Annotated in this window: 15 protein-coding genes; 13 read left to right on the plus strand and 2 right to left on the minus strand. The window is 64.6% G+C overall.

The annotated features are described in order from the left end of the window. Positions 1-5 precede the first annotated feature (5 nt). The 13 genes from Q1M07_RS14355 to Q1M07_RS14415 all read left to right on the plus strand — a co-directional run bounded on the left by Q1M07_RS14355 (position 6) and on the right by Q1M07_RS14415 (position 13,194). Positions 6-782, plus strand: a complete 777-nt coding sequence (locus Q1M07_RS14355; RefSeq protein ID WP_300454600.1) for a BPSS1780 family membrane protein — start codon at positions 6-8, stop codon at positions 780-782. Beyond that, positions 775-1,449, plus strand: coding sequence for a nicotinate-nucleotide adenylyltransferase (nadD, locus tag Q1M07_RS14360; RefSeq protein WP_300454601.1), 675 nt, complete (start codon positions 775-777; stop codon positions 1,447-1,449). Before Q1M07_RS14355 ends, nadD begins: the two co-directional genes overlap by 8 nt. Positions 1,450-1,456: 7 nt before the next feature. Further along, a complete protein-coding gene (gene rsfS, locus Q1M07_RS14365) occupies positions 1,457-1,834 on the plus strand; it encodes a ribosome silencing factor (RefSeq protein WP_300454602.1) in 378 nt (125 codons plus the stop codon). Then, entirely contained in the window at positions 1,831-2,301 is a 471-nt protein-coding gene (gene rlmH / locus Q1M07_RS14370) for a 23S rRNA (pseudouridine(1915)-N(3))-methyltransferase RlmH (protein WP_300454603.1), read from the plus strand. The genes rsfS and rlmH overlap by 4 nt, the downstream gene beginning before the upstream one ends. Further along, positions 2,302-2,928, plus strand: coding sequence for a Maf family protein (locus tag Q1M07_RS14375; RefSeq protein ID WP_300454604.1), 627 nt, complete (start codon positions 2,302-2,304; stop codon positions 2,926-2,928). Positions 2,929-2,944: 16 nt separating this feature from the next. Further along, positions 2,945-4,699: an ATP-binding protein gene (locus tag Q1M07_RS14380; RefSeq protein ID WP_300454605.1), complete on the plus strand. Its 1,755-nt coding sequence runs from the start codon at positions 2,945-2,947 to the stop codon at positions 4,697-4,699. Then, on the plus strand, positions 4,696-5,424 hold the full coding sequence (locus tag Q1M07_RS14385; RefSeq protein WP_300454606.1) for an AzlC family ABC transporter permease: 729 nt from the start codon (positions 4,696-4,698) through the stop codon (positions 5,422-5,424). Before Q1M07_RS14380 ends, Q1M07_RS14385 begins: the two co-directional genes overlap by 4 nt. Beyond that, a complete protein-coding gene (locus tag Q1M07_RS14390) occupies positions 5,421-5,723 on the plus strand; it encodes an AzlD family protein (RefSeq protein ID WP_300454607.1) in 303 nt (100 codons plus the stop codon). The genes Q1M07_RS14385 and Q1M07_RS14390 overlap by 4 nt, the downstream gene beginning before the upstream one ends. 143 nt (positions 5,724-5,866) lie before the next feature. Continuing rightward, on the plus strand, positions 5,867-5,998 hold the full coding sequence (locus tag Q1M07_RS14395; RefSeq protein ID WP_300454608.1) for a hypothetical protein: 132 nt from the start codon (positions 5,867-5,869) through the stop codon (positions 5,996-5,998). Positions 5,999-6,187: 189 nt separating this feature from the next. Next, positions 6,188-7,129, plus strand: coding sequence for a sodium-dependent bicarbonate transport family permease (locus Q1M07_RS14400; protein ID WP_300454609.1), 942 nt, complete (start codon positions 6,188-6,190; stop codon positions 7,127-7,129). After that, a complete protein-coding gene (locus tag Q1M07_RS14405; RefSeq protein WP_300454610.1) occupies positions 7,129-7,437 on the plus strand; it encodes a transcriptional regulator in 309 nt (102 codons plus the stop codon). Before Q1M07_RS14400 ends, Q1M07_RS14405 begins: the two co-directional genes overlap by 1 nt. Positions 7,438-7,979: 542 nt before the next feature. Next, positions 7,980-8,615, plus strand: coding sequence for a c-type cytochrome (locus Q1M07_RS14410; protein ID WP_300454611.1), 636 nt, complete (start codon positions 7,980-7,982; stop codon positions 8,613-8,615). Positions 8,616-9,591: 976 nt separating this feature from the next. Then, positions 9,592-13,194: an indolepyruvate ferredoxin oxidoreductase family protein gene (locus Q1M07_RS14415; protein ID WP_300454612.1), complete on the plus strand. Its 3,603-nt coding sequence runs from the start codon at positions 9,592-9,594 to the stop codon at positions 13,192-13,194. A gap of 150 nt (positions 13,195-13,344) precedes the next feature. Here Q1M07_RS14415 and hemF read toward each other — a convergent pair whose 3' ends face one another. Continuing rightward, complete coding sequence (gene hemF / locus Q1M07_RS14420) at positions 13,345-14,262, minus strand: oxygen-dependent coproporphyrinogen oxidase (protein WP_300454642.1); 918 nt, start codon at positions 14,260-14,262, stop codon at positions 13,345-13,347. Positions 14,263-14,316: 54 nt separating this feature from the next. Then, a complete protein-coding gene (purD, locus tag Q1M07_RS14425; protein WP_300454613.1) occupies positions 14,317-15,588 on the minus strand; it encodes a phosphoribosylamine--glycine ligase in 1,272 nt (423 codons plus the stop codon). Between the last annotated feature and the right edge of the window lie 20 nt (positions 15,589-15,608).

The following is a 15,608-nucleotide window of genomic DNA, read 5'->3' on the forward strand; positions in this document are numbered from 1 at the left end:
ACGCCATGCAAGCCCTGACTCTTCCCGCCGCACGCGGCTGGCGCTGGCTGACCGGCGGATTCGGCATCCTCCGTCGCAATCAGTTGATGCTGCCTTTCCTGATCGTCAGCTACTGGATGTTGATGGCCCTGGTGAACGTCATCCCCTGGCTCGGCACGATCGCCAGCACGCTCTGCATTCCAGCCTTTTCGGTCAGCCTGATGAACGCCTGCCGCCTCATCGAGCGGGGTCAGCCGTTGGCGCCGCAGATCCTTTTTTCCGGCTTCCAGAGCAACCTGCGCTCCTTGCTGACGCTTGGCGCGATCTACCTCGTAGCGACCAGCGGGATTCTCGCGTTGTCCGCGTTGGCCGACGGCGGCGAGTTGATGCGCCTGATGCTGATCGGCGAGAAATACGACGAAAAGTCGGTCGCCGACGGCAGCCTGTTGTCGGCCCTCCAGATAGCTCTGGCGCTGCTCTGTCCGCTCATCATGGCCTACTGGTACGCGCCGCTGCTCGCCGCCTGGCACGGCTTTTCGCCGGCCAAGGCGCTGTTCTTCAGTTTCTTCGCTTGCGCCCGGAACTGGCGGGCGTTCCTGGTCTACGCGCTGGCCATCGTCTGCGTGGCGGCGCTGATTCCGGGTCTGCTCCTGGGACTACTGGCGGTGCTGCTGCCCGAGGGTAGCGGTCTGTTCGCCGTCATGGCCATGGTATTGATCATCCTCGTTCTCGCGCCGACGCTGTTCGCCAGCTTCTACGTCAGCTACCGGGACGTCTTCGTCAGTACCGACGTCGATGCCTGAAGCGCAGGACGACAGGCCGCTGGGAATCTACGGCGGCACCTTCGATCCGGTCCATTACGGACACCTGCGCCTCGCCGAGGAAGCCGTCGACGCGCTCGACCTGGCCGGAATCCGCTGGATTCCGGCTGGCCAGCCGGCGCTGCGCGAAACGCCGCGAGTCGCCGCATGGCAGCGGCTGACCATGGTTCGTCTGGCGATTGCCGACAACCCGCGCTTCGTGCTCGATACGGCCGAAGTCGAAGCGGCCCGCACGAGCTACACCGTTCCCACCCTCGAGCGCCTGCGGCAAGTCGATCACTATGGCCCACGACGCCCGCTGGTCCTGCTGCTCGGCGCCGACGCGTTTGCCGCCCTGCCCGCCTGGCATCGCTGGCCATCGCTGTACGATCTGGCACACCTGGCGGTTGCCCATCGGCCCGGCCACCCTATCGATCTCGGCCAATTGCCCGCCGCACTGGCGGCCGACTGGCGACAGCGCTTCTGCGACCGTCCCGCGGCGCTCGCCGAATCGCCGTGCGGACGCATCGCTTCGTTTGCCACCACCCAACTGGCGATCTCGGCAACGCAGATTCGCGCCTTGCTCGCCGGCCGCCGTAGTGCGCGCTATCTGCTGCCTGACGAAGTGCTCGCCCATCTGCAGCAGCACCGCCTTTACCAGGAGAACTGACCGCGCAATGAAACTCGCTCAACTCGAAAGACTCGTCGTCGACGCGCTCGCAGACATCAAGGGGCGCGACATCCAAGTGATCGACACCAGCCGGCTGACGCCGCTCTTCGACCGCCTGGTCATTGCCTGTGGTGACTCCAACCGCCAGGTCAAGTCACTGGCCCGCAACGTCCAGGACAAGGTGCGCGAAGCTGGTGCCGGCGTCCTCTCGTGCGAAGGCGAGGAAATCGGCGAGTGGGTTCTGGTCGACCTGGGCGATATCGTCGTACATGTGATGCAACCGGCCATCCGCAGCTACTACAAACTCGAAGAGTTGTGGGGCGGCAAGACAGCGCAGCGACTGCACCGAGCCGCGGCCGAAGCCAGCCACCTCGGCGAGGGATGAAACTGGGCATTCTGGCGGTCGGCCACAAGGCGCCGGACTGGGTCATCCAGGGCTGCGCCGAGTACATCCGGCGCATGCCGCGCGAACTGCCGTTGGCGATCGTCGAAATCCGGCCGGAAGCGCGCGGTGCGAAAAACCGCGCACAACTGCTGGCGGCCGAGAAAGCCCGCCTGCTCGCCGCGCTGAACGGCTACCAGCGGATCATCGTTCTCGACGAGCGCGGCGTCGACCTGGCGACGCGCCAACTGGCCGAACGCCTGGCGGCCTGGATGCGTACCGGTGGCGCGACGGCCTTCGTGATCGGCGGCGCCGACGGCGTCGACGAAAGCTTGAAACAACAGGCTGACGAGACCATCCGCCTGTCCAGCCTGACCTTGCCGCACGCCATTGCCCGCCTGATTCTCTGCGAACAGCTCTATCGTGCGATCAGCATCGTGCGCCAGCACCCTTACCATCGCGAGGGCTGAATGACGCTCACCCCGCCACCGCCGCCCCGCGTACACCTGGCGTCGCGCAGCCCGCGACGGCGCGAGTTGCTGGCCCAGATCGGCGTCAAGTTCGATACCATCGTCTTCCGCGGCCTGGCGCGCCACGAAGCGGAACTCGACGAGACGCCACGGCCTGGCGAGAACCCGGTCGGCTACGTGCAACGCGTCGCCCATGCCAAGGCCGAGCACGGCTGCCGCATCGTCCAATGGCGAAAGCTGCCCGCGCAGCCGGTGTTGGCCGCCGACACGACGATCGATCTGGCCGGCGAATTGATCGGCAAACCGCTCGACACGGCGGATGCGGCGCGCATCCTGCGCCGCCTCTCCGGCCAGACGCATCGCGTCCTGACGGCGGTGGCGCTCGGCTACGAAGGCCGCATCGAATCGGCGCTGTCGATCAGCGAAGTCCGCTTCCGCCAGCTCGACGAGCGCGAGATCGACCGCTACGTGGCAAGCCGGGAACCGATGGACAAGGCAGGCGCCTATGGCATCCAGGGTCGTGCCGCGATGTTCGTCGAGCACCTCGCCGGCAGTTACTCGGGGGTGATGGGCTTGCCTCTGTGCGAAACCGCGCAATTGCTCGAGCGCTACGGCTATCGCTGGTAGCCGACAGCCACCGGCGATGACTCACGCCGAATACCGACCGAGCGATTTCGCGGCACGCGTGTTTGCCGAGCAGATCGCGCTGGTCTACCAGCTGACGCCGCATACGCTGGCCATGTCGGTCATCGGTGCGACGCTGGTCCTCGTCGTCCTCTGGTCGTCGGCCTCTACCGCCCTGCTTGTCGGCTGGTACGTGACGCATCATCTCGTCACGCTGGCCCGCTACCGGCTGATCCTCGGCTACCGCCGCGCCGCTCCGGAGCCGGCCGCGGCGGCACTATGGGCGCGGCGATTCGTCATCGGCACGACCGCCGCCGGGCTGCTCTGGGCCACCGTCGGAACCATCCTTTTTCCGCCGCCGGAAAGTCAGGCGCAATTCTTCGTCGGTATCTATCTGATCGGCGTCGCCGCCACCGGGATGTTTACCCTGGCGGCGTATTTCCTGTCCTATGTTCCCCTGGCCGGCCTTACTCTGGTCCCGATGTGCCTGTGGCTGCTCGCTTCCGGGATCCCCGGACAGCAACTCACGGGAGCGGCCACCTTTCTATTCGTCTACATCGTTTTTTCGAACGCCCGGCGCTTCGAAAGAATGACCATCGACTCGATCAGCCTTCGCCTCCAGCTCAAGTCCGCCAAGGAAGCCGCCGAGGCGGCGAGCCAGGCCAAGTCCCAGTTCCTCGCCAACATGAGCCATGAAATCCGCACGCCGCTGAATGGCGTGCTGGGCCTCGCCGAACTGCTGCTCGCCACTCCGCTCGCCGAGCAACAGCGCAGTCGGCTGCAAACACTCTACCGTTCCGGCCAGACCCTGCTCGACCTGATCAACGACATTCTCGACTTTTCCAGGATCGAGGCGGGCAAGCTGGAACTGCGAACCAGCGACTTCGACCTGCACACCATGCTGGGCGATGTCCTCGAGGCCTTTGCCGCCACCGCCGCCAGCAAGGGCTTGACGCTCTCCTCGCACATCGGGGCCGACGTTCCCGCCGGCCTGCACGGCGACCTGGCACGTCTGCGCCAGGTGCTCACCAACCTGATCGGCAACGCCATCAAGTTCACCGACTCCGGGCACGTCCGGGTAACGGTAGACAAGCTCGACGACCAGTACCTGCGCTTTGCCGTGCAGGACACCGGAATCGGCGTGGCAGACGGCGAGCAAACGAGAATATTCGATGCCTTTGCCCAGGCCGACGACTCGCCTACCCGCCGGCATGGCGGCAGCGGCCTGGGCCTGGCGATTTCTCGTCAGATTGTCACCTTGATGGGCGGCCAGATCGGCGTCGACAGCCATCCGGGGAAAGGCTCGACCTTCTGGTTTTCCCTACCCTGGCAGGCAAGTCGCCGGGATCTCGCCGCCTCGGCGAGTGCGCCGCTGGCCGACTTCAGCCGCCCACTCTCCGGACACGTCTTGCTAGTCGAGGACAACAGCGTGAACCAACTGGTGGCGCAGGCTTTTCTGCAGCGTTTCGGTTTGCAGGTCAGTCTCGCGGACAACGGCCTCGAAGCCGTCCGGATGAGCGGCGAGCAATGTTTCGATCTGATTCTGATGGACTGTCAGATGCCGCAGCTCGACGGTTTTGCGGCAACGCAGCAGATTCGGGCGCGCGAAAAGGAAACCGCAGCCGGCGGCAAGGCGCCCGTGCCAATCATCGCCCTGACCGCCAACGCTTTTGCCAGCGATCGCGAGCGTTGCACCAGTAGCGGCATGGACGACTTCATCGCCAAGCCGTTCAAGGAGGCCGAGCTGTACGCCGTCCTCGCGCGCTGGCTATGAGTGATCGAGCGGCGAAGCCTGGCACGCGCCGGGCGTCACCAGCGGCCGCTTTTCGTCATGGCGTTCTCGATATCCTGCCGGTGCTGGCCGCTGCCGCACCGATCGGTCTGCTGTGGGGAACACTGGCGGCAGCGCGGGGATTTTCGCCCTTCCAGGCCTGGCTGACCAGTGCCACCGTTTTCGCCGGCGCCTCGCAGTTCGTCGCCGTCGATATGTGGCGCGACCCGGTGCCGTTCGTACTGATCGTGTTCACCACCTTCGTCGTCAACTTGCGGCATCTGCTGATGGGCGCCTCGCTGCAACGACATCTCGACCGCTTCACGGGCCCCGGCCGACTGTTGGCGATGTTTCTGCTCACCGACGAAAGCTGGGCCTTCGCCGAGCGCAAGGCGCTCAGCGAAGCGCTGCGGCCGGCGTACTACTTCGGCGTCGCCAGCGCCATGTGGCTGGTCTGGACCTCCGCCTCGCTGGCCGGCGCCATGGCCGGCCGCTCGCTCGGCAACCCGGCCGCCTATGGCTTCGATTTCGCTTTCTCGGCGATGTTCATCGCCATTCTCGCCGGTTTCTGGAAAGGCCGGCGCACCGCTGCGGTGCTCGCTGCCAGTGCGGTCGGCGCCGCACTCGCCAAACTGGCGCTGTCCGGCGCCTGGTACATCATCGTCGGCGGCCTGGCCGGAGTGGTCGTCGCGGCACTTCTCCACCGTGACGACGAGGCGGCGACATGAGCGACGACCTGCCGACCGTCGCCACCATTCTTGCGATGGCGGCGGCGACCTACCTGACGCGCGTCGGCGGCCTCTATCTGATGCGCGGAGTCAACGTCAAGGGGCGGCTCAAGGCCGCTCTCGACGCCTTGCCGCCGGCCGTGTTGATGGCGCTCATCGCACCGACGGTCCTCACGACCGGCCCAGCGGAAACCGTCGCGGCGGCGATCACGGCCAGCGCCGCCATCCTGCGCCTGCCGATGATCGCCGTGGTGGCGATTGGCGTCGGCACCGTCGTCGCGCTGCGAGCCGTGCTCTGACCGGTTGTCGGCGGCGCGGTAGTCTCCCCAGGAGGAGAACGATCACTGAGGGGAAAACGCGTTGCGCCTGATGGGGCAAGCCTTATCGACAGGCCGCGACAGCAGCGACCACGACAGGATCATCTGACGGCGTAGGAATTTGCATGACCGATCCGACGCGGCGCTTCTGCGGCTTGGGTAATGCGGTGCAGTCGAGCCACGATGGCCAGGTTCCAGGCGATCCAAATGTCATTCAAAGACGTTTGATAAATAAATTACAACAAATCATTTATTGATAAATATTGATTTGCACTTATAGAAAGCAGCTGCAATAGTGGCCCCAGCAGGCAAGAAGCGATGTGGGAGAGCTATTTTGGTCAAGCGTCGCCAGGCAATCGATCATGTCTCACCGCCCCTCGGACGGCTCCGAAGCGTTGCCCAGCGTGTTGCCCGCGAACCGATTTCTACTTTTTCTGTGAGGCCGCATGCCAATTGAACCTGTCATCCTGTTCTTCATTCTTGGTCTGTTGGCCGGATTGGTCCGCTCGGATCTGAAGATTCCGGGTGTGCTCTATGAATCACTGAGCATCTTCCTGCTGCTGGCCATCGGTCTGAAGGGCGGTGTGGAACTGTCTCGCTACGCGCTGACCGACCTGCTGGGCCAGGCGCTGATCGTGGTTCTCGTTGCCACGCTGATTCCGCTCGCCGCCTTTCCCATCCTGCACCGCTTCGGTCGCTTGGCGCGTGCCGATGCGGCGTCGATTGCCGCCCATTATGGCTCGGTGAGTGTCGTGACCTTTGCCGTGGCGGCCAGCTTCCTTGCCCGGCTCGGCGAGCCGGCTGAAGGCTATCTGGTCGTATTTCTCGTTCTGCTGGAATTCCCCGCGCTGCTGATCGGCGTCATACTGGCCCGGCGGACGACAGGCGCAACCCGATGGGGAGCGCTTCTGCACGAAGTTTTGTCCGGCAAGAGCATCGTTCTCCTCGTCGGCGGTCTGCTCATCGGATGGGTGGCAGGTGGCGAGGGAATCAAACCTCTCGACAAGCTGTTTTTCGACCTTTTCAAGGGCATGCTGGCGTTCTTCCTGCTTGAAATGGGGCTGGTCGCGGCAAGCCGCTTGGCCGACCTGCGGCGTAGCGGACCGTTCCTGCTCGCCTTCGCCACAGTCATGCCGCCGTGCGCTGGGCTGTTGGGCATCGTGACGGCGAATGAACTCGGTCTCTCGGTTGGCGGTGCGGTTCTGCTCGCCACGCTTTACGCCAGCGCTTCCTACATCGCCGCGCCTGCCGCGATGCGCATCGCTGTACCCGAAGCCAACCCGGCACTGTCGATCGGTGCGGCGCTGGGCATTACTTTTCCTTTCAATCTGCTGGTCGGCATTCCGCTTTACCACTGGCTGGCGGTCAAACTTCAAGGAGTCGCCTGATGGGTACTCGACTGTCGCTGCGCAAGCTGCTCACCATCGTCTGCGAAGCCGAACTGGAGGCTTCCATCGTCCGCGACCTGAAGGCGCTGGGCGCCAAAGGTTACACGATCACCGATGCGCGCGGCTACGGCACACATGGCACGCGCGATGCCGCCTGGCCCTCCAGCGCCAACATCCGCATCGAGGTGCTGTGCGGCGAAGAAAGCGCATTGGCTATCATCGCGCATCTCGAAGAGCGCTACTACGCGGACTATGGAATCGTGAGCTTCCTGGTGGATGCGCAAGTGCTGCGACAGGACAAGTTCTAGAGCCAGGTTCCACATAGACCTGCTGCGCCCAACAGCAACTCCACCGGGGAAAGCATGAGCCTGACGACGGAAAATGGTCGCCCCCGTCATTCGCATGCTTCCGCGCTAGCCTACGCTGCCGCGACAGAGTTGGCCCCGTTCGTCCGGACTCACGCCACCGATCGCGTTGCAGCCGCGAGTGCCGAGAATCCGGCGACCTCCAACGCCTTGCCTTCCGGGACGCGACGCGGTCGTAGCCAGGCACCCTTCGTACTTGACGCTCCTCCACGAGCGCTTGACAAAGCTGTTGTCGCGCCAGAGTCCCTTGCTGCCGGTGCCGGCTTGGCACTGGTGCGCCTTGAGCCGCCCCGTGAATTCGCCACCAGCGACTTGGCAACCCGGATCGGTATTGAAAACCGCCGGGCGTGCCGGTGGATTTGCGCAAGACCTGGCGCACCAACCAAGGCGGCATTCGCCGAGAGAACAAACTGAGATAGAATATGGCGTTTATGGATTCGCTTCTTCGACCTCGGATTCGTCAATGTTGTCAATGGGAGTTGGACATGATTCGTATCACGGCACTTGCGGTTCTTCTGACTGCCAGTTTTTCCGCCTTCGCGACCGAACCGGCGAAAGCAAAGTTTGACTTGGCCAAAGCCAAGGCGACCGCGGAGGGCGTGTGCGTGGCCTGCCACGGCGCCGATGGAAATAGTCCAACGCCGGCCAATCCGATTCTTGCCGGCCAGATCCCGGAGTACCTGTACAAACAACTGAGCAACTTCAAAGCGGCGGAAGGCAAGCCGGCGGAGCGCAATAACGCGATCATGAGCGGCATGGTCGCTGCCCTTTCGGACGAAGACATGCGCGGGCTGTCGGTGTATTTCTCGCAACAGAAGATGAAGCCGTCGGTCGCCAAGGACGAAAAGCTGCTCGCCGAAGGTAAGACCTTGTGGCGCATGGGCGATTTCGAGAAAGGGATTCCCGCTTGCGCCGGTTGCCACGGTCCGGCTGGCGCGGGCTTGCCGGTGCAGTACCCGCGTTTGGCCGGGCAGTATGCCGAGTACACGGCCAGCCAATTGAAGACTTTCCGCAGCCATGAGCGCGCCAACGATGCGGAAAAGGTGATGCGGACCATTGCGGGCAAACTCTCCGATCAGCAGATCGGGGCGCTCGCCGAGTATGTTTCCGGCTTGCGCTAGAGGGCATTGACGTTCAAGCGAGCCAAACGACGGATGTGACGAGGGTCATGAAGGAAGCGAAGCGCTCGGCGAGTTTGTCGTAGCTTGGAGCGCACGTCGAAATGGCTTGATGCGACAAAAAAAGCGCTCAACGGATAGGACGCTCGTTTGATGGCCCGGCGAGACGGAAATCATCCGCGCCGCTGTTAGCGCACCGGAAGCGCGGCAGCTGTGCCAGGGGCGGGAACGCGGAGCCGGCCCGGCGCCAGGCGGATGGATCGAGCTCAGACAGCCTCGGAAGATGATCCGGTCGAATTCTTCAACGACCCCGCGGATCGACGCCTGGCGCTTCTCGAGGAAGACATCCATGTCGCCTCGGTTGCGGTTCAAGATAGTCCGCGTTTCGCTCCTCCGATGGGTTGAGAAAATCGTCCTGGCGAATTCTATCCGCCGGCGAGGCGAGCCGAGGCCTCTATTGGGTGGCCGGCCGCGAGGGGCCGCGCCAAGCACCGCCAGACAATCGGTTTTCCTTCGACAGGTTCGGCGTTGCCCAGCCTGAGGGATCCTGACGACTGGCCATCGGCGAATAGCCGCGAAGCTCCTCGCAAAAACGGAATGAACTGAACTCTGGGGGCCGATTTCGCCGCATCTGCGGAGAGATCGAGTGACAAACGTCGGACGGCCACGCGTGCCGAGGCAGAAGGCACCGGACTTGATCGCGCGCGAGTTTCCGGGAGGTCCAAGCCAAGCGCCGTGTTAACATGGCGTAAAGCGACACGCGCTGCCGCCAGATCGAGTGCCTCGCATCCATATCGACGGCAACCAGGCGGAAGTGCGCCAGCGCAGTGACCCCGACATCGCCACTCGGGCTCCGGGTCAAGATGGGGAACGAGTGGCGAGTCTCAGAGTCGTGATCGGTAGACTCGTCCGCCAAGGATGCTGTGCCGGCCGCTGGCCAGAGCCGGTACCGGGCGTTGATAGCAAAGGAGGAGAAGCAATGAGCGATCTCTCGGTCACGCTCGATAGCCGCTATACGGCAAGTTCGGGACGCGTCTTCCTGACCGGTACGCAAGCCCTCGTCCGTCTGCCGATGTTGCAGCGGCAGCGCGATGAGGCTGCCGGCCTGAACACGGCCGGCTTCGTGTCCGGCTACCGCGGCAGCCCGCTCGGCGGACTCGATCAGGCGCTGTGGAAGGCCAAGCAACACCTCGACACGCAACACATCGTCTTTCAGCCGGCGGTCAACGAAGACCTCGCGGCGACTGCGGTGTGGGGCACGCAGCAACTCAATCTCTTCCCCGGAGCACGCTACGACGGGGTCTTCGCCATGTGGTACGGCAAGGGGCCTGGCGTCGATCGCTGCGGCGACGTCTTCCGTCACGCCAACGCGGCCGGCACCGCCCGGCACGGCGGTGTCCTGGTGATCGCTGGCGACGACCACGCGGCAAAGTCGTCGACCCTGCCGCATCAGACAGAGCACATCTTCAAAGCGGTGATGATGCCGGTCCTCTACCCGGCCAACATCCAGGAGTATCTCGACTACGGCCTGCATGGCTGGGCGATGAGCCGCTACTCGGGGTGTTGGGTGGTGATGAAGGCGCTCGCCGATACGGTGGAGACATCGGCGTCTGTAGTGATCGATCCGCTGTCGACGGTGATCCGCCTGCCCGACGATTTCGCGATGCCGGAGAGTGATCCGCACGGGCTGAACATTCGCTGGCCGGACCCGCCTCTGCAGCAGGAAGCCCGTCTGCTCAACCGCAAGCTCTACGCCGCGCTCGCCTATTGTCGCGCCAACCAGATAAACCGCATCGTCATCGACAGCAGCGACCCGGCGACGCCGGCGCGGCTGGGAATCATCACGGCCGGCAAGGCCTATCTCGACGTTCGTCAGGCGCTGACCGAACTGGGTATCGACGACGAACTCGCCGCGCGCATCGGCATTCGCCTCTACAAAGTCGGCATGGTCTGGCCGCTGGAAGCCGACGGCGTACGTCGCTTCGCCGAGGGTCTCGAGGAGATCCTGGTCGTCGAGGAGAAACGGCAACTGCTCGAATACCAGCTCAAGGAGGAGCTGTACAACTGGCGCGAAGATGTTCGCCCGCGCGTTGTGGGCAAGTTCGACGAGAAAGGCGAATGGTCGCTGCTGCCGACCAGCAGCGGCCACCTGACGCACGGCGACTGGCTGCTGCCCGCTGCCGGCGAACTGTCTGTCGCGCAAGTCGCGCGTGCGCTGGCCGCGCGCATCGATCGCTTCTTCACTTCAACAGCCATCGTCGAACGTCTGGCGCTTCTCGAAGCGAAGCAGAACAGCCTCACCCTCCCGACGGCAAACTCGACTGGCTCAGCGGCGCCGGCGACCATGCAGCGCACACCCTACTTCTGTTCCGGCTGCCCGCACAACACCTCGACCCGCGTTCCCGAAGGCTCCCGCGCCGTCGCCGGGATCGGCTGCCACTACATGGTCACCTGGATGGATCGGCACACGGCAACCTTCACCCACATGGGTGGTGAAGGTGTCACCTGGGTCGGTCAGGCGCCCTTCACCGACCAGCAGCACATCTTCGCCAACCTTGGCGACGGCACCTATTTTCACTCCGGGCTGCTGGCCATCCGCCAGGCGATCGCCGCCGGCGTTTCGATCACCTACAAGATCCTCTACAACGACGCTGTGGCGATGACCGGTGGACAGCCGGTCGACGGCAGCCTGAGCGTTCCGCAGCTCACCCGCCAGCTCGAGGCCGAAGGAATCGCCAAGATCGTCATCGTCACCGACGAACCCGCCAAATACAACGGCGTGCCTGGCCTCGCTCCGAACACGCCAATCTATCACCGCGACCTGCTCGATGCCGTACAGCGCGAACTGCGTGAACATCGCGGCGTTTCGGTGCTGATCTACGATCAGACCTGCGCCACCGAGAAACGCCGCCGACGCAAGCGTGGCAAACTCGCCGACCCGGCGCGGCGGGTGTTCATCAATCAGGCCGTTTGCGAAGGCTGCGGCGACTGCGGCGTGCAGTCGAACTGCCTGTCGGTTGTTCCGGTCGAGACCGAGCTTGGACGCAAGCGGGCGATCGATCAGTCCTCGTGCAACAAGGACTTTTCCTGCCTTGACGGCTTTTGTCCGAGTTTTGTCACCGTCGAGGGCGGCAAGCGGCGCGCCGGCCGCGCCATCGCCGCTGACGAGAGCGCCTTGGACGCCGCTTTCGCCGACCTTCCGGAACCCGCACTCGCCGACACGCGACACCCCTTCAACATCCTGATCACCGGCGTCGGCGGCACCGGTGTGGTCACCCTCGGCGCGCTACTCGGCATGGCCGCACACCTCGACGGCAAAGGCGTCTCGGTGCTCGACATGACGGGTCTGGCGCAAAAATTCGGTGCCGTCTTCTCGCATCTGCGGATTGCCGACCGTCCCGAAGATTTGCATGCCGCACGCATCGCGACCGGCGAAGCGGACGCCGTGATCGGTGGCGATTTGGTCGTCACCGCCGGTGCTGAAGCCTTGTCAAAGGTTCTCGCCGGCAAGACGCGGGCCGTCGTCAACATCGCCGAGACGCCGACCGCCGAATTCACCCGCAACGCCGACTGGCAGTTCCCACGGCAAGCCATGCGCGCGCGAGTGGACGAGGCCTGTGGTGCTGGCCGGACACTCTTCCTCGACACCGCCGAGATGGCGCGCCGGCTGATGGGTGACGCGCTCTACGCCAACCTCTTCCTGCTCGGCGTCGCCTGGCAGAGCGGACTGGTGCCGCTCTCGCTGGCGGCCATCGATCGATCGATCGAACTCAATGGCGCGGCGGTCGCCCAGAACCGTCTAGCCTTCCTTTGGGGCAGGCGCGCGGCGCACGACCCGGCCGCCGTCGCTCGCCTTCTCCAGCCGGCGGGCGTCTCGTCGCCACCCGCCCGCTCCCTCGACGAAACGATCCAGCGCTACGTGGACATGCTCACCATCTATCAGGACGCCCGCTACGCCGAACGCTACCGAACGCTGGTCGAGCGAGTCCGCGCCGCGGAGGCGCGAGTACCATCGACGAAGCTCACCGAAGCTGTCGTTGCCGCCTATTACAAGCTGCTGGCGGTCAAGGACGAGTACGAAGTCGCGCGACTTCATTCCGACCCGGCCTTCCACCAGCAGTTGTCCGACGAGTTCGAGGGGGATTTCACGCTCCGCTTCCACCTCGCCCCCCCCCTGCTCGCCAGGCCGGATCGCCGGACAGGCAGAATCCGCAAACGTAGCTACGGGCCGTGGATGATGACGGTATTCGTCTGGCTGAGCAGACTGAAGCGCTTGCGCGGCACCTTCCTCGACCCTTTCGGCAGGACCGGCGAAAGGCGCCTGGAACGGCAACTCATCACCGACTACGAAGCCGATATCGAGTTCATCCTGTCGCGACTCGGGCCGGCCACACTTTCCACCGCGCTCGAACTGGCCAGCCTGCCTGAGCGGATACGTGGCTTCGGGCACGTCAAGGCGGCAGCGGCGCAGCAGGCGCGCGCCAAACGTGACTCCTTGCTCGAACGCCTACGCGTGCCGACGGGCGACTACCCGAGGCAACACTCGACGCCTGGTAGTCAGCCTGTTGAAACAGGAGGATAGAGACGAGGGGGCTATCGTCGGACGTCCGGTGCGGCATGAACCTCCACTCGATAGGCAGTGCCTAGGCATGGCGCTCGCGAATGGTGTTCTCGGCATGTGGCATCGCAGGATCGCCGCGGAGATCTGCTCGACCCGGTCGGAGAAGCCCGCTCACACCCAGTCGCGTGGCGCCAATACCTCGTAGATCGAGGCTTCCGGTGTACCCGCGTCCGGTTGCCAGTCGTAACGCCATTTGACGAGCGGTGGCAGCGACATCAGGATCGACTCGGTGCGTCCGCCCGACTGCAGGCCGAAGAGCGTGCCACGGTCCCAGACCAGATTGAACTCGACGTAGCGCCCACGCCGGTAAGCCTGGAAGTCGCGCTCGCGCTCGCCGTAGGGCAGCGCCCGTCTTTGCTCGACGATCGGCAGATAGGCGGCCGCGAAAGCGTCGCCGACCGCGCGCGTCAGCGCGAAGCAGCGGTCGACGCCACCCTCGTTGAGATCGTCGAAAAACACGCCGCCGACGCCGCGCGGCTCGTTGCGGTGCTTGAGAAAGAAGTAGTCGTCGCACCCCTTCTTGTAACGCGCGTAGACATCGTCGCCGAAGGGCAGAAGCGCCTGCCGGCAGGTGGCGTGGAAATGACGGATGTCCTCGACGAACGGGTAGTAGGGGGTGAGATCCATGCCACCGCCGAACCACCACGCGGGTTCCGCTTCGGCCGCCGTGGCCAGCAGCGCGCGGACGTTCATGTGCGCTGTCGGGCAATAGGGGTTGCGCGGATGCAGCACCACTGAAACACCCATCGCGGCAAAGGCGCGACCCGCGAGTTCGGGACGCTTGGCGGTCGCCGACGCCGGCAGCGCCGCACCGTGCACTTGCGAGAAAGCAACGCCGCCGCGCTCGAAGACTTGTCCTTCCTCGACGATGCAGGTGCAGCCGCTGCCGCCAAGCGTCGCGCCGGCAGCCTTTTCCCACGTGTCGCGGCGGAAGCGGGCGCCGCCGGCGCCCTCGGTCGCCTCGGCCGCTGACACCAGGCGCGCCTGCAAACCCGTGAAGTAGTCGCGCAGGACGTCCGTGTCGATCATCATTCCCGAATCACTCGCCGCACCCGTTACCAGCAGGTCGCAACCGCCTGTAGTTCACCGGCTCAAGGCCCGATGGCCGATATCGCGGCGATACTGCATGCCGTCGAAGTGAATGCCGACGATCGCGTCGTAGGCGCGCTTCTGGGCTTGCCGAATGTTGTCGCCCAAGGCGGTGACGCACAGTACGCGCCCGCCGGAAGTCAGGATCCGGCCGTCCTTCCCGGTCGTCCCGGCGTGAAAGACATGACTGTCGTCGGAGCCCGGCGGCAGCCCAAGGATCACGTCCCCGGTACGCGGCTGGCCGGGGTAGTTGGCTGCCGCCAGAACGACGCCCAGGGCGACCCGACGATCCCAACTGGCTTCGACTTCATCCAGCCGGCCGGCGACGGCGTGTTCCAGCAGGTTCAGAAGGTCCGATTTCAGGCGCATCATGATTGGTTGCGTTTCCGGGTCGCCGAGGCGGCAATTGAACTCGACCGTCTTGACTGACGCGTCCTTGCCGATCATCAGCCCGGCATAGAGAAAGCCGGTGTACGGAATGCCGTCGGCGGCCATTCCCCTGACCGTCGGCAGGATGATCTCGCGCATGGTTCGCGCGTGAACCTCGGGAGTGACGACCGGCGCCGGCGAATACGCGCCCATGCCACCGGTGTTGGGGCCGCGGTCGCCGTCACCGATACGCTTGTGATCCTGACTCGAAGCCAGGGCGAGAACGTTCTTGCCATCGACCATGACGATGAAGCTGGCTTCTTCGCCCTCAAGGTACTCTTCGATGACCACGCGCGCCGTTTCCTGCCCGCCGACGCGCTTGTCGCCGAGCATGCTGTCGATCGCCGCATGGGCTTCGGCAACGCTCAGCGCGACGACGACGCCTTTGCCGGCGGCCAGTCCGTCGGCCTTGACGACGATCGGTGCGCCCTGCTGCTCCACATAGGCGTGCGCCGCACGCCCATCGGCGAAGCTGGCGAAGCGTGCCGTCGGAATGCCATGCCGGACCATGAAGCGCTTGGCGAAGTCTTTCGAGCTTTCGAGCTGGGCGGCCTCTCTGGTCGGGCCAAAAATCTTCAGGCCGCGGGCGCGGAAGAGATTGACGATGCCGCCGGCCAGAGGTGCTTCGGGTCCGACGACGGTAAGTGCGACACCTTGTTGCTCGGCAAAGTCGGCCAGCGCTTGCGGATCGGCAAGATCCACGTTCTCGACACCGTGTTCGTGCGCCGTGCCGGCGTTGCCCGGCGCGACGAAGACCTTCTGCAGGCCCGGCGTTTTCGCCAAACGCCAGGCCAGCGCGTGTTCGCGACCACCGGAGCCGATGACCAGTAGCCTCATGATACCCCTTTCATTGCCTG

The organism is Accumulibacter sp. (assembly GCF_029255285.1).
Classification (GTDB): domain Bacteria; phylum Pseudomonadota; class Gammaproteobacteria; order Burkholderiales; family Rhodocyclaceae; genus Accumulibacter.